The organism is Primorskyibacter flagellatus, from assembly GCF_014638275.1.
Classification (GTDB): Bacteria; Pseudomonadota; Alphaproteobacteria; order Rhodobacterales; family Rhodobacteraceae; genus Pseudooceanicola; species Pseudooceanicola flagellatus_A.
Genome location: NZ_BMFJ01000003.1, coordinates 85,479 through 104,933 on the forward strand (window position 1 = coordinate 85,479; position 19,455 = coordinate 104,933).

24 protein-coding genes are annotated in these 19,455 nt (G+C 60.4%); 7 read left to right on the plus strand and 17 right to left on the minus strand.

Annotation, left to right across the window (positions count from 1 at the left end):
• Nucleotide 1: 1 nt before the first annotated feature.
• Nucleotides 2-1,468 (minus strand): TolC family protein, encoded by a 1,467-nt coding sequence (locus IEV87_RS19880; RefSeq protein WP_188479573.1) that lies wholly within the window; start codon nucleotides 1,466-1,468, stop codon nucleotides 2-4.
• 915 nt (nucleotides 1,469-2,383) lie between these two features.
• A complete protein-coding gene (locus tag IEV87_RS19885; RefSeq protein WP_188479574.1) occupies nucleotides 2,384-2,584 on the minus strand; it encodes a heavy-metal-associated domain-containing protein in 201 nt (66 codons plus the stop codon).
• A 140-nt stretch (nucleotides 2,585-2,724) separates the two neighbouring features.
• Between IEV87_RS19885 and IEV87_RS19890 the strand changes: the two genes are divergently transcribed.
• From IEV87_RS19890 to IEV87_RS19905, 4 genes are all read left to right on the plus strand, one after another.
• Complete coding sequence (locus tag IEV87_RS19890; RefSeq protein ID WP_188479575.1) at nucleotides 2,725-5,232, plus strand: heavy metal translocating P-type ATPase; 2,508 nt, start codon at nucleotides 2,725-2,727, stop codon at nucleotides 5,230-5,232.
• 18 nt (nucleotides 5,233-5,250) lie between these two features.
• Complete coding sequence (cueR, locus tag IEV87_RS19895; RefSeq protein ID WP_037941731.1) at nucleotides 5,251-5,670, plus strand: Cu(I)-responsive transcriptional regulator; 420 nt, start codon at nucleotides 5,251-5,253, stop codon at nucleotides 5,668-5,670.
• Between the two features lie 132 nt (nucleotides 5,671-5,802).
• Nucleotides 5,803-6,675: a DUF305 domain-containing protein gene (locus tag IEV87_RS19900; RefSeq protein WP_188479576.1), complete on the plus strand. Its 873-nt coding sequence runs from the start codon at nucleotides 5,803-5,805 to the stop codon at nucleotides 6,673-6,675.
• 22 nt (nucleotides 6,676-6,697) lie between these two features.
• A complete protein-coding gene (locus tag IEV87_RS19905) occupies nucleotides 6,698-7,462 on the plus strand; it encodes a MauE/DoxX family redox-associated membrane protein (protein ID WP_188479577.1) in 765 nt (254 codons plus the stop codon).
• 103 nt (nucleotides 7,463-7,565) lie between these two features.
• Here the strand turns inward: IEV87_RS19905 and IEV87_RS19910 are convergent, their stop codons facing one another.
• The 15 genes from IEV87_RS19910 to IEV87_RS19980 form a co-directional block, all read right to left on the minus strand.
• Nucleotides 7,566-8,306, minus strand: a complete 741-nt coding sequence (locus IEV87_RS19910) for a cytochrome c biogenesis CcdA family protein (RefSeq protein ID WP_009503821.1) — start codon at nucleotides 8,304-8,306, stop codon at nucleotides 7,566-7,568.
• Nucleotides 8,303-8,794 carry a hypothetical protein gene (locus IEV87_RS19915; protein ID WP_009503822.1) on the minus strand — a complete coding sequence of 164 codons (492 nt, stop codon included), beginning with the start codon at nucleotides 8,792-8,794 and terminating at the stop codon, nucleotides 8,303-8,305. Before IEV87_RS19915 ends, IEV87_RS19910 begins: the two co-directional genes overlap by 4 nt.
• Entirely contained in the window at nucleotides 8,791-9,387 is a 597-nt protein-coding gene (locus tag IEV87_RS19920) for an SCO family protein (RefSeq protein ID WP_229737727.1), read from the minus strand. The genes IEV87_RS19915 and IEV87_RS19920 overlap by 4 nt, the downstream gene beginning before the upstream one ends.
• A 159-nt stretch (nucleotides 9,388-9,546) precedes the next feature.
• On the minus strand, nucleotides 9,547-9,819 hold the full coding sequence (locus IEV87_RS19925; RefSeq protein WP_071974092.1) for a hypothetical protein: 273 nt from the start codon (nucleotides 9,817-9,819) through the stop codon (nucleotides 9,547-9,549).
• 40 nt (nucleotides 9,820-9,859) lie between these two features.
• The gene (locus IEV87_RS19930) at nucleotides 9,860-10,141 is read right to left on the minus strand and encodes a hypothetical protein (protein WP_188479578.1); all 282 of its coding nucleotides are present in this window, start codon (nucleotides 10,139-10,141) and stop codon (nucleotides 9,860-9,862) included.
• 82 nt (nucleotides 10,142-10,223) lie between these two features.
• The gene (locus IEV87_RS19935; protein ID WP_188479579.1) at nucleotides 10,224-10,736 is read right to left on the minus strand and encodes a TlpA family protein disulfide reductase; all 513 of its coding nucleotides are present in this window, start codon (nucleotides 10,734-10,736) and stop codon (nucleotides 10,224-10,226) included.
• Nucleotides 10,733-11,326, minus strand: a complete 594-nt coding sequence (locus IEV87_RS19940; protein ID WP_188479580.1) for a DsbE family thiol:disulfide interchange protein — start codon at nucleotides 11,324-11,326, stop codon at nucleotides 10,733-10,735. The genes IEV87_RS19935 and IEV87_RS19940 overlap by 4 nt, the downstream gene beginning before the upstream one ends.
• Nucleotides 11,323-11,748 (minus strand): c-type cytochrome, encoded by a 426-nt coding sequence (locus IEV87_RS19945; protein WP_373284072.1) that lies wholly within the window; start codon nucleotides 11,746-11,748, stop codon nucleotides 11,323-11,325. Before IEV87_RS19945 ends, IEV87_RS19940 begins: the two co-directional genes overlap by 4 nt.
• Nucleotides 11,749-11,902: 154 nt before the next feature.
• Nucleotides 11,903-12,046, minus strand: coding sequence for a hypothetical protein (locus IEV87_RS19950; protein WP_188479622.1), 144 nt, complete (start codon nucleotides 12,044-12,046; stop codon nucleotides 11,903-11,905).
• Nucleotides 12,047-12,103: 57 nt separating this feature from the next.
• Nucleotides 12,104-12,571 (minus strand): DUF411 domain-containing protein, encoded by a 468-nt coding sequence (locus IEV87_RS19955; protein ID WP_229737728.1) that lies wholly within the window; start codon nucleotides 12,569-12,571, stop codon nucleotides 12,104-12,106.
• Between the two features lie 25 nt (nucleotides 12,572-12,596).
• Nucleotides 12,597-14,036 carry a multicopper oxidase family protein gene (locus IEV87_RS19960; protein WP_188479581.1) on the minus strand — a complete coding sequence of 480 codons (1,440 nt, stop codon included), beginning with the start codon at nucleotides 14,034-14,036 and terminating at the stop codon, nucleotides 12,597-12,599.
• Nucleotides 14,037-14,683: 647 nt separating this feature from the next.
• Entirely contained in the window at nucleotides 14,684-15,640 is a 957-nt protein-coding gene (locus IEV87_RS19965; protein WP_188479582.1) for a cation diffusion facilitator family transporter, read from the minus strand.
• Nucleotides 15,630-16,385 carry a transglutaminase-like domain-containing protein gene (locus IEV87_RS19970; RefSeq protein WP_188479615.1) on the minus strand — a complete coding sequence of 252 codons (756 nt, stop codon included), beginning with the start codon at nucleotides 16,383-16,385 and terminating at the stop codon, nucleotides 15,630-15,632. Before IEV87_RS19970 ends, IEV87_RS19965 begins: the two co-directional genes overlap by 11 nt.
• A gap of 96 nt (nucleotides 16,386-16,481) precedes the next feature.
• Entirely contained in the window at nucleotides 16,482-17,060 is a 579-nt protein-coding gene (locus IEV87_RS19975; protein WP_188479583.1) for a cation transporter, read from the minus strand.
• Between the two features lie 103 nt (nucleotides 17,061-17,163).
• Entirely contained in the window at nucleotides 17,164-17,592 is a 429-nt protein-coding gene (locus IEV87_RS19980) for a MerR family transcriptional regulator (protein WP_188479584.1), read from the minus strand.
• A gap of 207 nt (nucleotides 17,593-17,799) precedes the next feature.
• Here IEV87_RS19980 and IEV87_RS19985 point away from each other — a divergent pair, with 207 nt between their 5' ends.
• The 3 genes from IEV87_RS19985 to IEV87_RS19995 are packed head-to-tail and all read left to right on the plus strand — an operon-like array spanning nucleotide 17,800 to nucleotide 19,450.
• A complete protein-coding gene (locus IEV87_RS19985; RefSeq protein WP_188479585.1) occupies nucleotides 17,800-18,366 on the plus strand; it encodes an SCO family protein in 567 nt (188 codons plus the stop codon).
• 5 nt (nucleotides 18,367-18,371) lie between these two features.
• Nucleotides 18,372-18,794 carry a disulfide bond formation protein B gene (locus tag IEV87_RS19990; protein ID WP_188479586.1) on the plus strand — a complete coding sequence of 141 codons (423 nt, stop codon included), beginning with the start codon at nucleotides 18,372-18,374 and terminating at the stop codon, nucleotides 18,792-18,794.
• Nucleotides 18,791-19,450, plus strand: coding sequence for a DsbA family protein (locus tag IEV87_RS19995; RefSeq protein WP_188479587.1), 660 nt, complete (start codon nucleotides 18,791-18,793; stop codon nucleotides 19,448-19,450). The genes IEV87_RS19990 and IEV87_RS19995 overlap by 4 nt, the downstream gene beginning before the upstream one ends.
• Nucleotides 19,451-19,455: the final 5 nt, after the last annotated feature.

Here is a 19,455-nt window from a genome sequence, read left to right on the forward strand (position 1 = left end):
TTCAGTGTCCTGCGCCGCCGCCGGCGGCAAGCGTTGCGCCATCTCCACCAGCACCATCACCGCCTTCGCCGCCGCCATAGATCGCGGCGGTCAGATCGGCCTGTGCCATATAGAATTCGCGTTTTGCATTTGCCGCTTCCAGGGATGCGCCAAGTTTCTCGCGCACATCAGTCAGCAACTCGAAAGTGTTGGTGATCATGCCGTTGTAGGACAGCAAACCCTCTTCTTCGACGGTGGTGCGTAGCGGCACCAGAACGTCGCGGTAGTGGCGTGCGATTTTGTATGCGGCATGATAAGAGGCTTCAGCACCGCGCGCTTCAGACCGGACGTTCACGGCCTTCTCTGCGAGCACGTTGGCCGCTTGAAGATAAGTCAACTCCGCTTTGCGCATCCGGGCCTTGCCGGTGTCGTAGATCGGGATCGCGAACTCCACTTCCACCTGAGGTAAAGCCTTGGTTTCAATGTCGCCATTGCCGCCAACTTCACGCTCGAACTCGGCTCCAGCAACGATCTCCAGATCGCTGACAATGCGGGTCTGATCGGTCAGTCCAAACGCCTTGGCCTGCGCTTCCAGGCCAAGTTTGGCAACACGCAGATCCACCCGGTTTCTTAGCGCCTTGGCCTCGATGTCGGTCACACGGCCGACAGAACGCGGCAGTGCAGGAAGTGCATCTGGCACATAGTAATCGACTTCGGTGCCCCAGAGGCCCATCAACCTGGTCAAAGTCTCCTTGGACCGAGTGGCGTTCAATCGTGCCTGTGCAAGTTGCCCCGCCAGTTCGGCATTGAATGCCTGTTCGCGGGCCTGCCCAGCTTTGTTGAGTGCGCCGGTCTCGCCCAACCTCATCGCCAGTTCAGAGCCGGCGTCAGAGGTCGCTTTCGCGCGCCGCAGATAGCTCACTGCCTCGAAGGCGGCGACTGCATCGACCCATGCCTTTCGCGTCTGATTGGCCAGTGCGAGGGTGTCATTCACCGCACCAAGCTGAGCCTGTCGGAAGCCTTCATCAGCAATGGCCATACGCTGTTTGCGCGTGGTGGCATCGAGGACGTTCGACCGGATCAGCCCTTCGATCGCCCTGTAGGCGCCGAGCTCAGGCGCACCGATTCCCAAGACACCAATTGAGACGATCGGGTTTTCCGGCGTCGATTGCTGCCAAGCCTCAGCGGCCGAGAGGCCAACATTGGCGTAAGACGCTTGCAGACCCTTATTGTTCAGCAGCGCAACCTGGACCGCCGTATCGGCCGAAATCGTCTTCTGATGCACCATGCTGTGCACCTGTTTCTTGAGAGCTTCGTTTTCGGCCTGCGTTTCCGCAAACACGGTCCGTTTGCCGATCGCTGGCGTGATCTGGCTGGCCACATTGGCAAAACCGGCCTTCGGTTCGGTGTAGCTTACCGGTACTGCGGTAGCGCAGGCACCCAAGAAAAGTGGAAAGCCAAGAACCAGCGGAATCTTGGATACCCGCATCAGTTGCCCTCCGACTGCTCTTGATTGACAGACCGCCAATCACGGGGGCCGGTCGGACCACGATAGGTGTAGCCAGCCAAGGGATCTTGATAGCTGATCGGAGACGAAACGGTCGCGTTGACGACAGCCTGTTGTGTCGCAACGGAGGGCAAAGGGGTAGGCTCATAGGCGCATGCGCCAAGCCCGAGGGCCGAAGCCCCCATGAGTAGATGAATTTTCATGAAGGTATCCTGATTGATGAACGATGTCTCACGCAGAGTCTGCGCAAGGCTCACACCCGGATTGGGCGCCGTTTCAGATCAGGAATCGAGGGGGCCGCAGAAACCCTGATGTTTCGACGGAATGCGCCTGACCGCTCAGGATCATATATTCTTTCGCAGCAATAGGATCCGGGAATACCAAGTCTGCGTCTGGAATGACGACAGAAATGCATATTCCGTTACAACACTGAGTTGATTGATGCTCTGTTTCACCCATGTCGGAGGATATGTCATCCACGTCAACTGTCGCCGGGTGTTTCATGTGGTCGGCGTGGATGTCAGTTCCCTGACCAACTGTCGGTTCGCTGAGAAGGGAGCTGATCGATCCAGAATGCTGACCATCATGCATTCCTGAGGCCGCGTGTGCCGCAGACGGTGGAGACAGAACCATCGCCAACGCAAAAGCGAAGCAAGTGAGGACTCTCACCCATACTGAAGTGGCGACACGTATTCTCATGAACGGCAACTTGGACGTTTCGACAATTTAGTCAACGCTTACAGCGCGGGAAGGTTTGGCACATTCTTGCGAGGCAGGCGAATTCTTGCTGCGCAAGCTGAAAACTGTTGCGCGAGAGGTACATGGCAACCGGGCACCAGTCGGCAGAAGACGCCTACATGGCAGAGAATACTTCCCTGCCGACCGGTGTCGCCGGGGCTAAGTCTGTCGCTCCGAGCCGTAGCCTGCATCGAGAATCGCTGCCTTCAGCGCGCTTTCATCCAATGCGCTATCTACCTCGACGGAACGCGCAGTCAGGTCACAGGTGACAGTCGCGTGTGGGTCTATCGTCACAATGGCCTTCTCTATCGACGCGGTGCAATGTCCGCAGTTCATGTCCGGCACGCTGAACCTGATCATCACGATCTCCTTCTTGCTGCTGCTACCTAGGGCGTTCCCCTATGGGAAGGTCAATGCCCGAAAAAATTCCTCGATGCACCTGTTGACCTTCCAGTGAATGGAACCCTTATGTGAGGGAGGATCAGAATCAGGAGATTTCCATGTCCGGTCCGCACAACGTCCGAATTTCCCTTCAAAACATGTCCTGCGCCTCTTGCGTCGGGCGGGTGGAGCGTGGGCTTTCCGGCCTGCCGGGTGTCAGCGACGTTCACGTCAACCTCGCTAGCGAGACGGCCCAGGCGCAGTTCGACGCGCCAGGGCGCATTTCGAACATCGTCGAAAAGCTGGAAGAGATCGGCTATCCGGCCCGTACTCAGAGCATTCGCCTGAACGTGGCCTCCATGTCCTGCGCGTCCTGCGTCGGTCGGGTGGACAAGGCGCTCGCGGCGGTGCCGGGCGTGCTGGACGTGAACGTCAATCTGGCCTCGGAAATCGCCACGGTGACTTATCTCGAAGGCGCGGTCGTGGTCGCCGACCTGCTCAAGGCGGCGGGTGACGCAGGCTATCCCGCGACCTTGCCGCAGGACAGCGCGCCGGAAGACACGAGTGTCCGGAAGGATGAAGAGGCGCGGACGCTGGCTCGCAGGACCGCGCTGGCGGCGGCCCTCGCCCTGCCGGTGTTTCTGCTGGAAATGGGCGCGCACCTGATCCCCGGCATGCATGGTCTGATCGGCGACACGATCGGCCATCGGGCAAGCTGGCTGATCCAGTTCGTCCTGACCACGGTGGTTCTGCTCTGGCCGGGGCGCAGCTTCTACACGCGCGGGTTTCCAGCCCTGCTCAAGCGTGCGCCGGACATGAACAGCCTTGTCGCGGTCGGCACTTCTGCCGCCTATCTCTATTCTCTCGTGGCGCTATTCGCGCCCGCGCTGCTGCCCGAAGGGTCGCGTGCCGTCTATTTCGAGGCGGCGGCAGTCATCGTCGTGCTGATCCTGCTGGGCCGGTGGCTGGAGGCGCGCGCCAAGGGCCGCACCGGCGCAGCGATCCAGAAGCTGCTGGGCCTTCAGGCCAAGACCGCCCGCGTGCTGGTGGACGGAGAGCCTGAGGACGTGGCCATCGAGCGCATCGCCGCGGGCGACATCCTGCTCGTGCGCCCCGGAGAGCGGATTGCCGTGGACGGTGAAGTGACCGAAGGCATTGCGCGTGTCGATGAGAGCATGATCACGGGAGAGCCGGTGCCGGTCGCCAAATCCGTGGGCGATCCCGTCACCGGCGGGACCGTCAATGGTTCCGGTGCCTTCCAGTTCCGTGCGACACGCGTGGGAGCGGATACGACGCTGGCGCAAATCATCCGTATGGTCGAAGAGGCGCAGGGTGCCAAGTTGCCCATCCAGGGTCTGGTGGATCGGATCACCCTGTGGTTCGTGCCCGCGGTCATGGCGCTGGCGCTGCTGACGGTGATCGTCTGGCTGCTGGTCGGGCCATCGCCCGCCCTGTCCTTTGCGCTGGTCGCCGGAGTATCGGTGTTGATCATCGCCTGCCCCTGCGCGATGGGGCTGGCCACGCCGACCTCAATCATGGTGGGCACCGGCCGTGCCGCCGAAATGGGTGTGCTGTTCCGCAAGGGCGATGCGCTGCAACAGCTTTCTACCGTCGATGTGATCGCGCTGGACAAGACCGGCACGGTGACCGAAGGACGCCCCGAACTGACCGATCTGGTGCTAACGGAAGGTTTTGACCGGGCCGAAGTGCTGGCTCTGGTCGCGGCCGTAGAGGCGCGGTCGGAACATCCCATCGCCGAGGCCATCCTGCGGGCGGCAGAGGCCGAGGGCGTTGCCCGGCACGACGCCCGAAACTTCGCGTCCGTCACCGGCCACGGTGTCCGGGCCGAGGTCTCGGGCCACGACGTGCTGGTGGGGGCAGACCGTTTGATGACGCACGAAGGGCTGGACATCGGTGCGTTGGCCGACGAAGAGCGCCGCCTGGCCGAGCGGGGCCGCACCGCGCTTTACGCCGCCCTCGACGGACGCGTTGCCGCCCTTATCGCCGTGGCCGATCCGGTGAAGCCGTCCAGCACGGCGGCCATCCGGGCGCTGCACGATCTGGGCCTGAAGGTTGCCATGATCACCGGCGACAAGCGCGAGACGGCAGAAGCGATCGCGCGCGAGACCGGCATCGACCATGTGATCGCGGGTGTGCTGCCGGATGGCAAGGTCGCGGCATTGGACGATCTGCGCGGCACGGGCCAGCACATCGCCTTTGTCGGCGACGGCATCAACGATGCGCCCGCGCTTGCCCATGCGGACGTGGGCATCGCCATCGGCACCGGCACTGACGTCGCCATCGAATCCGCCGACGTGGTGCTGATGTCGGGCGACCTGCGCGGCGTGGTCAACGCGCTGGAAATATCGCGGCGCACCATGCGCAACATCCGCCAGAACCTGTTCTGGGCCTTCGGCTACAATGTCGCGCTGATCCCGGTTGCGGCGGGGGCGCTTTACCCGGTGTCGGGCCTGCTGCTGTCGCCGGTGCTGGCGGCGGGGGCGATGGCGCTCAGCTCGGTCTTCGTACTGACGAACGCGCTGCGACTGCGCCGTGTCCGCCCGGCGATGGACGAGGCGGCGAAGGCCGCGACTGCCCCCCGCCTGTCCCCCGTTCCGGCTGAATGAAACAAGGAGAAAACGATCATGAATATCGGAGACGTGGCCGACCTGTCCGGCCTTCCTGCGAAGACCATCCGCTACTACGAGGACATCGGGCTGGTCGAGCCGCTGCGCAGCGCGAACGGTTATCGCAGCTTTCGGCAGAGCGACGTCCACAAGTTGGCGTTTCTCGGGCGAGCGCGTGCGCTTGGCTTCACCATCGAGGACTGCCGGAGCCTGCTGAAACTCTATGCCGATACCGACCGCGCCAGCGCGGAGGTCAAGCAGATCGCCGAGGAACACCTCGACCGGATCGACCGGAAAATCGCAGAACTGACCGAGATGCGCGCGACGTTGTCGCACCTTGTCGATGCCTGCGCTGGCGATCACAGGCCTAATTGTCCGATTCTCGCAGATCTGGCGATGGAAGAGGATAAGACCCGGACCGCCAGGGCAGCGGATTAAGCGGGCTTAGATACGTCCCGCAGCGGGCAGCGCCACCCATAAGGTACGACTGGCTGCAGCTATTTCGGAACATTCCAGCGCGGGAAAGTTGTTCCACGTTTAGACTTCACGATTTCGAGAGAGGACAACTTCATGTCATATGGCCGCTTTTTCGCGATGATCGCCACATCTACCGTCGTCATGTTCGGTCTGATGTATCTCAATACCTACCTCTGGACGCATGTGTTCTGGTCGGAAACGCGGGCCTACATGGCTCTCCTGATGGGTGCCACCATGGCGATCATCATGCTGGGCTTCATGCTGTCGATGTATTCCAGCAAGATGGCTAACGCCGCCATCTTCATCGGTGCCGCTGTGGTCTTTGCCGCCTCCCTTTGGCTGGTCCGCAGCCAGGTGACGGTGGGCGACACCAGCTACATGCGGGCAATGATCCCGCACCACTCGATCGCGATCATGACCTCCAGCCGCGCCGATATCTCGGACCCGCGCGTGCGCAAGCTGGCGGATGAGATCATCTATGCGCAGGACAAGGAAATCGCCGAGATGCGTTATCTGGTGAACGATATCGACGCCAACGGTGACAGTCCGGCACAGTCAGAAAGCGGACCGGCGCAGATCGTGAGCCTCGACGAGGCGCTATCAACCCCGGAAGTCGCCATTCTCGACCTCGAATTTCTTACTACGGAGGACATTGCTCAGATGTTTCCCGGCGGCGCCGCGTGCACGTTCACCTACACCACCACAAGCAGGCCTGCGCTGGCGGTGGGCCGCATCGACGGTGGGAGTGTAGCTCTCGCCAAGATCAGCGGCGATCTGGTGCGGCTGGAGGCTGGCGACGCCGGAAGCACTTGGGGCACGGAGGGCATGACAGTGGAGTTGAGCGCGCCGAGCGGAACCGGCACATTGGACGCAAATAGTGGCGAAATGCAGGACGCCGATCTCGTTCTCGAACTTGAGTCCGGTCTGCGTGCAGGGTATCGCGGATATTACGGTTGCGGTGCCTGAACCAGAAACTGGAGGAAACACCATGCCGAAAGACGCATCGAAATCAGCCCAACTCTACCGGATGGTCATGCAGGATCATCTTTGCCCCTATGGCCTGAAGTCCAAGGACCTGCTCGAACGCGAAGGGTACGAGGTCGAGGATCATCACCTGACGACACGCGAGGAAACCGATGCCTTCATGGATGAACATGGCGTCGAAACCACTCCGCAGACCTGGATCGGCGACAAGCGGATCGGCGGCTATGACGATCTGCGGGTCCATTTCGGCCTCGACGCGCCGGAAAGTGAGCGCTCGGACACCTCCTATCAGCCGGTGATCGCGATCTTTGCCGTCGCGTTTCTGATGGCGCTCGGCCTGTCATGGTACAGCTTTGGAACCATCCTCAGCCTGCGCGCGCTGGAATGGTTCGTCTCGATCTCGATGTGCTTGCTTGCAGTGCAGAAGCTTCAGGATGTCGAGAGCTTTTCGACCATGTTCCTGAATTACGACCTGCTGGCGCGCCGCTGGGTGCGCTACGGCTATCTCTATCCCTTCGGAGAGGCCTTCGCCGGTATCCTCATGGTCGCCGGGGCGCTCACCTGGCTGTCGGCACCCGTGGCCTTGTTCATCGGCACCGTCGGCGCGGTTTCGGTCTTCAAGGCCGTGTACATCGACAAGCGCAAGTTGAAATGCGCCTGCGTCGGGGGGGACAGCAACGTGCCACTAGGGTTCGTCTCGCTCACCGAGAACCTGATGATGATGATCATGGGTATCTGGATGCCGATCCGGGTCTACCTGATCGGCTGACGGCCCCGCGACCTCTATAGGGGCGCGGCGTGTACGACCTTTTTGAGTGGGGGAGATGATCCCCACTTGTCAGCCATCACGCCAAGAGCTGGTTCCAAGTTCGTCACCCGATCGTCGCGAGAAAGGGAAACGTCCCCAGCAGCCAATAGGCAAACCGTGACAATTGCCCGGTCATGATGGCAACTCCCATGATGATCATGGCAACACCCGCGCCCTTGTAGAGCCAGCGACCGGCTTTGCCGATCTGCCTTACCCGCGCGGCGATGGCGTCGGTGAAGAGCGCGGCCAGCAGGAAAGGCACCCCCAGTCCAGCGGAATAGATCGACAGCAGCCAGATGCCGTCCGACATGCCGCCGGAGGTCGAACTGAGCGTCAGGATTGCGCCGAGGATCGGACCGATGCAAGGTGTCCAGCCAAAGGCGAAGGCCAGTCCCAGCACGTAGGCCCCAAACGGGCGACCGCCGGGAATGTCGAGATTGAAACGGGTATCGCGCGAGAACGCATTGAGACGAAAGACACCCAGCATGACCAGTCCGAACAGAATGATGATCGCGCCGCCGAGATAGTTCAGCTCGGTGCGCCATGTCAGCAGCAGGGATCCGAGCGCGCTGGCCCCGGCCCCGAGGGCGACGAAGACCGTCGAAAAGCCCAGGACAAAGCAGGCACTCAACCCGAGCGCCCCGGCGCGCGCCCGCAAGCCGACCGACCGCGTCGTGCGCAAATCTGGTTGCCCTGCGATGTAGGATACGTAGCCCGGCACCAGCGGCAGGACGCAGGGTGACAGGAACGAGATGGCTCCCGCCAGAAACGCCGCGAAGATGCCGATGCCGGAAATATCCATCATACATCACGATCGTTGTTGAAAGGCCGCCAGACCCACCAGAACGCGACCAGCGGTATCACGATCCATTGCAACACAGGTGACAGGCCCGCATCGAGGATCGGAATGATCGGCATCAGGTCCGAATAGGCCCAGGCCGCGCGGATCACGATGTTGAGCCATTCGCTGAACAGCGTGTATCCGAGCCCGAACACCACCGTCAGGACGGTCACAGACCGCCGCGTCGAGGCGACCAGGGGCCAGCCCCGGCCCGACAGCATGAGGGCAAGCATCAGCGCGCTCATGGCGATCAGGATATCGCCACCCGTGCAATGGACGGCTGCGAAGACAATCTCACCCCAAGTGCCCTCGTTCCAGATCGTGTAGAGCGGCATATGAGCGAACTCCCAGATCAAGTTGGCCGGGATGATCACCGCAAAATACCGACGCAGAGCTGTCAGGGAAACTCCGTCTGTCGAGGACAGCCTGACGCCAGTCGCGACGACACTCATTGAAACACACCTGTCAGCCGGTCCCACCAGCTGGGCTCCCGGCGTCGATGCTGGGCGTTGTTGATCAACTCGCTGACATAGAGGATCAGGTTCACGTTCTTGAAGTCCATGCCATGGAATTTTGCAGCGAACCGCCCGCCGATGTCCACGACATGGGTGACCGCTCCGTGCATCATCATGTCGCTGTCGGCGGTCATCGTGAACTCCAGCCCATATTCCCGCGCCAGAAGGCGCGTCGCGTCATTGGCCTGATCGGATCGTTTGGTCAGAATGACCCAGTTGCTCGGATCGAGCCCATGCCGGTCCGCGTAATCGCGCAGCACGTCCGGCGTGTCATTCACCGGATCGGTGGTGATCGAGATGAACTGCACAAGATCCTTCATCGGACCGTCGTTGATCGAGGCCTGAATCGCCGCGATCTTGTCCGTATGGAGCGGGCAGATATCCGGGCAGTCGGCGTAGATGAAATGAAGGATGACCACCTTGTCGCTGAAATCCGACAGGCGCACGGGATTCCCCTCGGAATCCTGCAGCTCGAAACCCGGAGCCTGCGCTGCATCGATGGCTTGGAAGTAGGGCTCCATCTCGAACATGCGCGCATCCAGGTTTTCCCCCGGATGATTGGCGAAGGCCGGAGACGAAATCGTGGCCGCGAGTATCGCTAAAGCGGCGCGCCGTGTCAGTGCTGTCAATTCTTGTATCCTTACAATAAATGCCTGCCGATCCGTTGACCGACAGGCATTTGGGCAAATCTAGCCGTCAGACTTTTCCGACGGCATCATGCCGCCGTCCATATTCTCGGTCATGGACGCCATCATCTCGGTGCAGGCTTCCATCATGGGTTTCATTTCGGCCATCATCTTCATCATGCCCATCATGTCGCCGTCCATCATGCCGCCTTGCATGGCCCCCTCATTCTGCATCATTTCGCCCGTTTCCGGCGTGGTCTGTTCCTGGGCGCTGACGGCAAATGCACTTGCGGTAAGGGCCGTCGCAACGACGAAAGTTGTAAGTGTTTTTCTCATGGTTTTCTCCTTGGGTTGATCGTGTGGTTATCGAAAGAACTCAGTCGGGAGACGCCCCGTCCGGCGAGTTGGAGCATCCCTTTCTAGACCCGCCCTTCATGCACAGACCCAGGCCGCACATCGCGGCACAGGGGGCCAGCGAGACCAGAACAGGCGCGAGCCCGATCGCGGTGAGCCATCCCCAGTTCAGGGCCATGCCGCCCCCCATCACGGTTGCCGCACCGACGAACAGCAATCGTCTGCGCGTCAACCACCTGGGCCAATTTCCTGCGCTTTCGATGTTGGCGGCACCCGCAATGTTGGAAGGTGATATTTCGGTCATCCAGAAAGTCCTTTCGATGATTAAAAGCTAGTCATTCCAGTAACTGGAAGGTCAAGGGTGAGCAGTGGACTTTTGCTGGGATTCATTCAATAAAGCTTCGCAAAAAGGACACCATCTCGGGATCATCCCATTCGGCCGGGCCGACCAGTCGCCCGAGCTCCTGCCCCTGCGCGTCGATCAGGATTGTCGTCGGCAGGCCAACGGTGCGCAGCGCGGTCATCGAGAGCATGGTCTGATCGACATACATATTGAGGTTGGTGACACCGATTTCGTCGTAGAAGCGCCGAACCACTTGTGATCCGGCCCGGTCGATGGACAGGGCGACCACTTCGAAGTCGCCGCCGCCAAGTTCCGCCTGAAGCGCATCCAGCGTCGGCATCTCTTCGCGGCAGGGGACGCACCAGGTTGCCCAGACGTTCACGAGGATCACCTTGCCGCGAAAATCTTCCATGTCTCCCCGGTTGCCGTCTTCTTTCTCGTAGCGCACATTGGCGACAGGCTGCGGGGTGTCATGCAGTGCAAACCCCTGCGGCCCGGCAAACGCCGCGCCGACGGACAGTGCCCAGGCGATTAGCACCGGTTTCAGAATTTTCATGGCGTTGTCTCCTTGGCGGATTGGGTTTTGAGGTCACGGACGATCGGCAGCAGCGTATCCTGCAGGATCGCTCGCGTGATCGGACCGACATGGCGGTAGGCGATGGTGCCATCGGCGATGACGTAGGTTTCGGGCACGCCATAGACGCCCCATTCGATACCGGCGCGTCCGTTGATGTCGGCCCCGATGCGCGCATAGGGATCACCCAAGTCGTCGAGCCAGGCGCGCGCCTGATCGGGCGGGTCCTTGTAGTTGATTCCGTAGAGCGGCACCTCGCCTGTGGTGCTCAATTCCATGAACAGCGGGTGTTCGGCACGGCAGGGCACACACCACGAGGCGAAGACGTTCACCAGTGACACGTGTCCGATCAGGTCCTGCGTCGAAAGCCCTTCCTCGCGGCCAAGCACCGGGGGAAGCGCGAAGTCGGGCACGGGTTTGCCGAGAAGTACCGACGGCAAATCGTCGCCACCCCTGAAAAGCCCCCAACCGAACAGGACCATGAAGGCAAAAGCTATCAGCGGCACCAGCACGAACCCGGAGATACTGCGTCGCGACACAGGGTCGGCATTTCCCTCGACCTCTTCCGTCATGGCTGCGCCTGCTCATCGGCAAGGGATCGGCTTTCCTGCGACGCGCGGATCCGGTTGGGCCATCTGCTCTTGATGTAGTCAATGATCGCCGTAATCTCATCGTCTGTCAGCACATCCTTATATCCGGGCATGTCGCTTTCGTACCCGTTCCCGACAATCGCCGCCGGTCCGCGTTTCACGATGTCGAGCAATACGCGGTCGGGGTGATGCCACGTATGGCCGGAGGCGTCATGCGGCGGGGCAGGCAACTTGCCGTTCGGCAATCGTGTGCGCCAATCTGGTTGCCCCTCCAGGTTCGCCCCATGGCAACTGGCACAATTCTCTTGATAAAGGCGCTCGCCCATGAGTACGTCGCTCTGCGCTGCTACTGGCAAAACCGTTGTGGCGAGCAGGACCGCAGCGAGCCTAATGGTTTTTTTCACGGTACTTCCGCCTTCTTGTTACGAACCACATACAGAGAATGAAAAGTGCCGCGAGCGACAACAGGACAAGCAGGACGCAAAGCGCCCAGACCAATCCCATCGACAACAGGCTGTCGCCGCTGTTGGCACCCTCAATCCGCATTCTGGAACATTTCTATTTTCCGCTGTCCGAGCGGATGTATTTGACCAAGGCATTCGCCGCGAGCACCAGCACACCCACGATCAGCAACCAGACGAGGCCCATCGCAATCATCATGCCGCCGCCCATCATTCCACCGTCCATCATCATGCATTCCATCCATTGTTTTCCCTTGAAGCCGGTCTGACACGGGTTCGCACCAGACCGCGCGATTGATCATTCGACCGCATAGACGGTCGGGCTCACACCTTCTTCGACGGTGTAAATCTTGAAGGGCTCCTGTTTCGCGCCGCCCATACCCGGCGACCCCAATGGCATGCCGGGAAGAGTCACACCGGCAATTTCCGGGCGCTCTTCCAGCAGCCTGTTGACGACATCAATCGGCACGTGGCCGCTGACGACGTAATCGTCCAAAAAGGCTGTATGGCAGCCTTGGAAGTCATCCGGGATGCCCGCATCGCGGCTGATCTGCGCCAGGTCGTGGGTCGGCTTCACCTCCACCGTGAAACCGTTCTCGCGCAGATAGTCCGCGTAGCTCTCGCAACATTCGCATTGTGGGTTCTTGTAGAGCGTGATCTCCTGCGCCGCGGCAGGCGCGGCATTCAGGCTCATCGCAAGGACGGCGACGGCACCTGCCGTGCCGAGGCTGGCAAATCCAAGTATCTTCTTTATCGGTTCATTCATTTTCATGGTCCTAAGTGTGTGAGTTTCAGTTTTTGGTCGTGCCAGGTTCCACACGGATGACGCCCATCATGCCCGCCGCCTGGTGTTCCAGAATGTGGCAATGGAACATCCAGTCACCGGGATTGTCCGCGGCGAAGGCGATCTCGACCCGTTCTTCGGGTGCCATCAGGACGGTGTCCTGCCATTCGCGATACCGAGTCGGTTGTCCGTTGCGGGCGATCACACGGAACGAATGCCCGTGAAAATGGATCGGATGGTGCCAGGCGGTGCGATTATCCATCTCGAACACGTGCGACGTGCCCTGCGGCAGGACCAGCAAGGGGTCCATCATATGACCCGTCGCGGCTTCTCCGTTGATGAACCACATGTTGCCCTCGCGCATCTGGTCCATCATCGACCCCATACCGCTGCCCATCATCATCTGCCCCATCATTCCGCCGTTGAAGACGATCTGGTGCCGCGCGGCCGACGCAATGTCCGGTTCGGCCAGCGGGTTGGGCGGCAGGTCCATCGACCAGTCCGGTACCGCGTCCCGCAACCTGTCCGGTCCGTAGGCAAGATCGACCAGCCGGTATTCGAGCCCCTCGTAGAAGGTATCGATGACGGTCACGGCGTCTCCAGGCTTGCCGGTCATGTCGATCACCAGATCGACACGCATGGCCGGGCCGATCACAACGATGTTGCTATCAGGGACATGAGGCGTCACGGGCTGACCGTCCAAAGCGACTACGACAGGCTCAAGAGCCCCGAAATCCAGCCCAAAAATCCGCGCGTTCGCTGTGTTGATCAATCGCAGCCGGATACGTTCGCCGGACCGCACCGCAATGCGCTCCGGCATCTGACCGTTGATCGTCACGGAATTCCCGATACGACCGCCATGCATGGCGTCGTGGCGGCTGCCGAAGTCACCCGCAATCTGTCCGTCGCGGGTCATGCGCCAGTCGTCCAGCATCCAGGTCAGGTCCCGATCCACGCGGATCGGGTCCGCCTCCTCGACGATCAGCGGCCCGTAAAGGCCGCGTCCGACCTGTTCGGAACTGCGCTGGTGCGGATGGTACCAGAACGTGCCCGCATCCAGCGCATCGAATTCGTAAAGGAATTCGCCCGCGACGGGGATCGGGTCCTGCGTGAGGAACGGCACCCCGTCCATCGCATTGGGCGTGCGGATGCCATGCCAGTGGATTGTGGTCCCTTCATCCAACCCATTCTGAGCCAGAACCCGGATACGGTCGCCTTGCCGGACCCTGATTTCAGGTCCGGGGACGGATCCGCTATAGCTCCAGACATTAGTCGGGCCGTATGGCAACGGTCGCAGGGCGGCCTGTCCGGATGCCGCGCGTAGCACGAAGGGGTCCCCTGTTGGATCGGCCATCGCCATTCGTGCAGGTGACAGAGCGGATAGAGCTGTGAAGGCGGCACCGGTGTGCAGCACGTGCCTTCGTGAAATCGGTCTGTGGAGGATCATCGCAACTGCCTTGATCTGAAAGGGTCGCACTCAGCCAGCTTCGGCCAAGGCAACAATCAGGCCTCGCAGCAGGCGAGGCCGGTTTCAGGTTCAGACAGGCAGTTTGGGAGGGAATGGATCAAGCGACGGATTCGTGCCGAGTGAGATCAGAGGTTCGGCACCCCGGACGGCAGTACCAAAAGGCCTCGTGAGCCGCGCTGACGGCATCTTGGCAAAGAGGCCAGAAGTACCGCTGGAGCCGCAAGGAACAGGACACCCACCTTCACAGGCAGTGCCCTCAGCAAATCCGGTGGGATCGCACCCGCCGCAACGGCCATCCGCGCTTTCGGTGGGTTCCATCTGCGCCATAGCCGTGATTGACATACTGGCCGACGACATATCCGGCGCAGTCACTGGACCGAAGGTCAGCATGAGAATCAAAACAAGGCGAAAAACGCAGGTCATATAGTTACTGCTACAACCTTCCAGCAAGGGGAGGTCAAGTGACATTCTGTAACTGGGACGTGATACCCCTGTAGTGTATCCGCCTCAGACCTTCGCTACTGCCCTTCGCAGCCAGTTGCTCATGCAAAGGTTCATCAGTCCACTTGACGTTGGTCGACGTCAACTTGCCGTCGCAAATGAGGAAATGATATCCTCATGCTCGGTCAGCTTTTTTCGTGAGTATGAGTTTCCTCCCCATCTCTCGAATTACCGTGACCATAGAGATCGGCGTTCTGATGAGCGCGATCCTCGTGCTCGAATTCGAGGCTGGAATGGCTGATGCCGAATTCTCCCTTCAGCCGCTTCTTGATCGCGCTCTTGATCTCTTCAATCTTCGACCACCCCTCGGCTGCCACGACGACATGGCAGTCGAGCGCAGCCTCGTGCTCTTGCATTTGCCAGAGATGGACGTGGTGGACGTCGGCGACGCCTTCGACTTTCCGCATCGCTTCGACGACGACCTCGTTGTCGATGTCCGGCGGGCTGCCGAGCATCAGCGTCCGGATTGGACCACCGATCTCGGTGAAGGCCAGGTAGAGGATGTAGAGCGCGATGCCGATGGTGATGGCCGGATCAACCCAACGCATATCATAAAGTATAATGAGCGTCCCGCCGACTATGACGGCCACTGAAGCCATCGCATCCGAAAGGTTGTGGAGAAACAGCGCGCGGATGTTCACGCTCCCCTTCTGCATTGAATAGGTCAGCATTGCGGTCAGCGTGTCGACCACAAGGGCGATTCCACCGAGAATGACGACGGTCCACCCCATGACTTCGGGTGGATTAATCATGCGCATGCCACCTTCGTAGACTAGGTAGAAGCCGATCACGATCAGGGTCGTGTAGTTGATCAGGGCCGCAACGATTTCGACCCTGCCATAGCCGAAGGTCATACGTTCATCGGCCGGTCGGCGCGCGATCTTGCGCGCGGCGAAGGCAATGACAAGCGAGGCCATATCGGAAAAGTTGTGCAGCGCATCGGCGATCAGTGCCAGACTGCCCGAGAATATGCCCCCGACGACTTGCGCAACGGTAAGTAGCCCATTCGCCCAGATCGCGATCGCAACCCGCCGATCGCCAGAATTCGGATCGATATGCGCGTGCCCGTGGTCATGTGGCATTGGCAGGCTCCTCATGCGCGTGAGCCGCGCGTCGGTCAGTCTTCACGCGGCCGCTGCGGAAACCACGTACGCGCGTATTCATCCAGTGGCGTATGATATGACGGTAAAGGGCACCACGCAGCCATCCAAAGGATTGCTCATGGGACAAATAGAAAGCATCCGGCGTATCAAACACGCCGAAATCTTGCACGATGCCGGTTTTCTGAATGTAGGTATCTTCTCCGTTCCAGGCGACGGGAGGCGCGCCAAGACAATCCGTGCCCGCGCCATAACCGCAGAGACTGTCCGTGTCCGAGAAAGACGTTTGCAGGACTTTGAGGAAAGCGTCATCCAGGATGAAGCCTTCGAGGTTGATCCAAGCACCTTGATATTCGATCTCTACCCATGAGTGGAGAATTTCCTGCGGAGCAAGCGGATAAACCGGCTCAGGGACATCACCGCGCTGCAAGCCTTTGTGGATCGCAAACCCATGCAACCGGCAACGGATGCCGACACCACGCAGCAGCGCCATCAAGAGCGTCCCTTTGGTATTGCACTGCCCATAGCCGTCGGAAAACACATCCGAGGCGGGGATGTCGTCGGCTCGATTGTATCCGAACGCGATTTCATTCCGAACGAAATCATAGGCAGCTCCGATCCGATCGTATTCGGATAAGCCGCGCCAGCTGCGGGTCTCAATTAGATGCGCAAGAGGCGCGGCATCAAAATCCAGTAGTTTGGTAGGTGCAAGTTGGGGGTCGGTCATCTGCAACGGAGTCGCTCCTCGAATCGTCTTGGAACAAGTCTAATTGCTATAGTCACTATAGCTTCAACCCTTTCTTTCAGAAAGAATCTCCCGCAACTATTTGCCCGTATGAACTGCTTTGTGGTGTTCGCCGTGTGCGTCGCGCAGAATGTCGATACCTCCCCAGGCCGCGATCCCGGCGACAATCACGCCGACGACGAGGTCCGGCCAGTTGGTTCCCAGCCAGGCGACGAGACCACCAGCCAAGACGATTCCGAGGTTCGCGGCGAAATCGTTGTAACTGAATGTGTTGGCCGCGCGGATGCTGACGTCCGGATCTTTGAGCTTAGCGAGCAGCCAGACGCAGACTGCGTTGATAGCCGCCGCAATCAGGGCCATGGCGATCATGATCGTCCCAAGCGGATCTGACCCGCCGATGTAGCGGCGCCACGCATCGTAGAGGATGCCTGCAGCGAACAGGATCAGCAGCCCACCGGAAACGTTCGCCGCCCCGCGTTTCCATTTATCGGATCGGGACAAAGCGAAAAGGCTGATCGCGTAGACGAAGCTGTCGGAGAGGTTATCGAGCCCGTTGGCAATCAGGGCGCTTGAATCGCCGAAGGCGCCTGTTGCGAAAAAGGCCACTGCCAAACCGATATTGAGCGCAAGAACGATCCAAAGCGTCCGTCTCTCCATTGAATCTTGTCTAGCGGCCATTTTGTGGTTCCAGCTTGTGTTGTACGACACATTAACTTCTGCGGCTGATCTGCGTTCCAGCCGGAATGTTGGCTGAATTCCTTCAGGCCCCGGTTTCCTCGTGTTCGGTCAGGCATTCCGAATGGTCCCGCAACACCTCAAGCACCTTGCAATCTCCCGTCCGCCCGCCGCTGCATTCGTGAACCATGCGTTTCAGTTCCGTGCGCAGCGCCTTCAGGCGCGCCATGCGCTGCTCCACCTGTTTGAGCTGCCGGCGCGCGATGGCATCGGCCTCGTGGCAGGGCCGGTTGGGATGGTCGCTGAGGTCGAGCAGCTCGCGGATCGCATCGAGCGAGAAACCGAGTTGTCGCGAGTGGCGGATGAAGGACAGTCGATCGAGCTGTGCATTGTCGTAGCGCCTCTGTCCGCCTTCGGTCCTGCCAGGTTCGGGCATGAGTCCGATCTGTTCGTAGTACCGGATGGTCTGCACTTTTGTGCCAGTCTTCTTTGACAGAGTGCCGATCGTGAGCATTTTCGCCTCCATGAAAAAGATACAGTTGGTGTAGGTTTTGCCGTCGGAATAAACAAGTGTCGGATTCACAGACGCGTGAGTTCAAGCGATACTATGATTTCGTGCTTGAACCTCTAGCGGCTAGAGGATGTATCCGCACATGCAATAAGAATCAAAAACAGGCGAACAGGATTGTCCCTTACATCGGCACAGAAGTTTCTTTGGGTTTTGGCAGGCGTGGCAGCGCTTGCCTTCGTATGGCTTTTACTCTGGTCCGACTATCGTGCCGACCGCGCCCGAACCGACGCCGAACCGCCTTTTTTCGCTGAGTTCGAACTAACGGACCACCAGGGTATGGTTCGAACCGAGGAGGACTTTGCGGGGCGCTGGATGCTGGTGTTTTTCGGCTTCACCAACTGTCCCGACGTCTGCCCGACGACCCTGTCAGAGGTCGCGGCGGTGATGGACGGTCTGGGCGACGATGCCGCCAAGGTCCAGCCGATTTTCATAACAATCGACCCCGAACGGGACACGCCCGCCGCACTCGCCGAATACGTCCCGCTGTTCGATGCGGGCATCATCGGGCTGACGGGCACGCCGGAACAAATCGCCGCCACATCCGAGACGTTTCCGATCTTCTTTGAACGCGTCGAAGAGGCCGCAGTGCCGGATGGTTACACGATGGGCCACACGTCGCATCTGTTCCTCTTCGATCCCGACGCGGGCTTTGCCGACTCCTGGCCCTACGGCACCCCGGCCGAAGAGATTCTCGCCGATCTGGAAGAGAGGATCTGATCGACATGAACCGCATATCCGGAGAAACAGCCCTCGGGCTGGCGTGGATCATCGCGCTCGTCGCCTCGCTTGCCGTGCTTTTCATCGGCGAGGTGCTGGGGCAGACGCCCTGTGTGCTGTGCTGGTTCCAGCGCGCCTTCATGTTTCCCTTGGCCATTATCCTAGGGCTGGGCCTTTGGTGGCGGGACGGCCGTGTGGGGCGCTACGGCATCGCATTGGCGCTTGGCGGCGGCGCAATCGCCCTGTGGCACATGGGCCTGTACGTCGGTCTTGTTCCCGAACGCATCCAGCCCTGCACGGCCACCGGCCCCTCTTGCACCGATGACAACCAACTGGTCTTCGGCATCCCGATCCCGCTGATGGCGCTCGCCACCTTCGCGCTGATCGGGGCGCTGTCGGCCCTTTCATTGAAGGACACACGAACATGAACCGACGCGGCCTGATCCTGTCCGTTCTCGCCCTCGGCGTCGCCGGTTTCGCCGGAGCCACCTGGTTTGCAAACCGCCCCGGCCCGGTGGCCGAAGCCGAGCCTGTTGCTCCGGAACTTGCGGACGCGATGAACCGCCCCTACTCGCCCATCCTCGGGCCTGCGGATGCGCCCGTCACGATCGTTGAATTTTTCGACCCGGCTTGCGAGGCCTGTCGCGCGTTTCACCCAATCGTCAAAGACATCATGGCGGAACATGGCGACGCGGTTCGCGTCGTGATCCGCTACACGCCCTTCCACGGCGCGGCATCCGAGGAAGCCATCCGCGTGCTCGAGGCGGCACGCATGCAGGATGTTTACGTGCCGGTGCTCGAGGCCGTTCTGCGGGAACAGCCGAAATGGGCGTCGCACGGTGCCCCGGAGCCCGGCCTGATCCTTCAGATCGCCGCCACGGCCGGACTCGATGCCGAGGCCGCGCGCACGCAAATGCTGGCACCCGATGTCGTGGCGATCCTGAACCAGGATCGTGCTGACGTCGAGACCGTGGGAATTCGCCAGACGCCCACATTCTTCGTGAACGGCAAGCCGCTCGATCCATTCGGGGAGGCAGAACTGTGGCGATTGGTGGCCGCCGAAGTCGCTGCCGCGCAAAGCTGAATGGA

What these genes read in the sequence shown, in the direction of transcription:
- IEV87_RS19880 (WP_188479573.1), bottom strand. Translation starts at nt 1,468, where the DNA reads ATGCGGGTATCCAAGATTCCGCTGGTTCTTGGCTTTCCACTTTTCTTG.
- IEV87_RS19885 (WP_188479574.1), bottom strand. Translation starts at nt 2,584, where the DNA reads ATGATCAGGTTCAGCGTGCCGGACATGAACTGCGGACATTGCACCGCG.
- IEV87_RS19890 (WP_188479575.1), top strand. Translation starts at nt 2,725, where the DNA reads ATGTCCGGTCCGCACAACGTCCGAATTTCCCTTCAAAACATGTCCTGC.
- cueR (WP_037941731.1), top strand. Translation starts at nt 5,251, where the DNA reads ATGAATATCGGAGACGTGGCCGACCTGTCCGGCCTTCCTGCGAAGACC.
- IEV87_RS19900 (WP_188479576.1), top strand. Translation starts at nt 5,803, where the DNA reads ATGTCATATGGCCGCTTTTTCGCGATGATCGCCACATCTACCGTCGTC.
- IEV87_RS19905 (WP_188479577.1), top strand. Translation starts at nt 6,698, where the DNA reads ATGCCGAAAGACGCATCGAAATCAGCCCAACTCTACCGGATGGTCATG.
- IEV87_RS19910 (WP_009503821.1), bottom strand. Translation starts at nt 8,306, where the DNA reads ATGATGGATATTTCCGGCATCGGCATCTTCGCGGCGTTTCTGGCGGGA.
- IEV87_RS19915 (WP_009503822.1), bottom strand. Translation starts at nt 8,794, where the DNA reads ATGAGTGTCGTCGCGACTGGCGTCAGGCTGTCCTCGACAGACGGAGTT.
- IEV87_RS19920 (WP_229737727.1), bottom strand. Translation starts at nt 9,387, where the DNA reads ATGTTCGAGATGGAGCCCTACTTCCAAGCCATCGATGCAGCGCAGGCT.
- IEV87_RS19925 (WP_071974092.1), bottom strand. Translation starts at nt 9,819, where the DNA reads ATGAGAAAAACACTTACAACTTTCGTCGTTGCGACGGCCCTTACCGCA.
- IEV87_RS19930 (WP_188479578.1), bottom strand. Translation starts at nt 10,141, where the DNA reads ATGACCGAAATATCACCTTCCAACATTGCGGGTGCCGCCAACATCGAA.
- IEV87_RS19935 (WP_188479579.1), bottom strand. Translation starts at nt 10,736, where the DNA reads ATGAAAATTCTGAAACCGGTGCTAATCGCCTGGGCACTGTCCGTCGGC.
- IEV87_RS19940 (WP_188479580.1), bottom strand. Translation starts at nt 11,326, where the DNA reads ATGACGGAAGAGGTCGAGGGAAATGCCGACCCTGTGTCGCGACGCAGT.
- IEV87_RS19950 (WP_188479622.1), bottom strand. Translation starts at nt 12,046, where the DNA reads ATGGAATGCATGATGATGGACGGTGGAATGATGGGCGGCGGCATGATG.
- IEV87_RS19955 (WP_229737728.1), bottom strand. Translation starts at nt 12,571, where the DNA reads ATGAATGAACCGATAAAGAAGATACTTGGATTTGCCAGCCTCGGCACG.
- IEV87_RS19960 (WP_188479581.1), bottom strand. Translation starts at nt 14,036, where the DNA reads ATGATCCTCCACAGACCGATTTCACGAAGGCACGTGCTGCACACCGGT.
- IEV87_RS19965 (WP_188479582.1), bottom strand. Translation starts at nt 15,640, where the DNA reads ATGCCACATGACCACGGGCACGCGCATATCGATCCGAATTCTGGCGAT.
- IEV87_RS19970 (WP_188479615.1), bottom strand. Translation starts at nt 16,385, where the DNA reads ATGACCGACCCCCAACTTGCACCTACCAAACTACTGGATTTTGATGCC.
- IEV87_RS19975 (WP_188479583.1), bottom strand. Translation starts at nt 17,060, where the DNA reads ATGGAGAGACGGACGCTTTGGATCGTTCTTGCGCTCAATATCGGTTTG.
- IEV87_RS19980 (WP_188479584.1), bottom strand. Translation starts at nt 17,592, where the DNA reads ATGCTCACGATCGGCACTCTGTCAAAGAAGACTGGCACAAAAGTGCAG.
- IEV87_RS19990 (WP_188479586.1), top strand. Translation starts at nt 18,372, where the DNA reads ATGAACCGCATATCCGGAGAAACAGCCCTCGGGCTGGCGTGGATCATC.
- IEV87_RS19995 (WP_188479587.1), top strand. Translation starts at nt 18,791, where the DNA reads ATGAACCGACGCGGCCTGATCCTGTCCGTTCTCGCCCTCGGCGTCGCC.